Annotated in this window: 1 protein-coding gene; it reads left to right on the top strand. The window is 77.6% G+C overall.

Translation table 11 applies throughout. The features are described from left to right. Window positions 1–168 precede the first annotated feature (168 nt). Window positions 169–321 carry an ABC transporter ATP-binding protein C-terminal domain-containing protein gene (locus AC1DSF_RS31355; RefSeq protein ID WP_478184206.1) on the top strand — a complete coding sequence of 51 codons (153 nt, stop codon included), beginning with the start codon at window positions 169–171 and terminating at the stop codon, window positions 319–321. The last annotated feature ends 54 nt before the right edge of the window (window positions 322–375 follow it).

Consider the following 375-nt stretch of genomic DNA (forward strand, 5'->3'; position numbering starts at 1 on the left):
GTTCTTGCGAGGCCCCCCGGTGACCGTCCCGGAAAGCACCGCCTCCGGCACCGCACCGCCGGGCGCGTCCGGCCCCGCACCCGCCGCGTTGACCGCGACGCTCATCGACGCCGAGGCGGGAACGCGCCGAGCAGGCCGCCGCCGAGCGGGACCTGCTCTTCGCGGACGATGCCGCGCGACGTCCGCAACGACCCCAAGGTCGTCGCGAGTTACCTCGGCACCGACGAACGGGCGATCGCCCGCAGCGGCGCCGCGGGCAACGACGCCGCTCCCCCGGGCTCCGCCGCCGACGGCCGGCTCGCCGCCCCCTCGGGCGCCTGAGCACGGGGGTTTGCCGCAGCCCGTCCCGGACCATCCGCCACACTGGTCCGGGAC

Source organism: Variovorax sp. 01N429 (assembly GCF_056399425.1).

Bases quoted from the DNA above. Each gene is read 5' to 3' on its own strand.
- AC1DSF_RS31355 (WP_478184206.1), top strand. From the start codon at position 169: ATGCCGCGCGACGTCCGCAACGACCCCAAGGTCGTCGCGAGTTACCTC.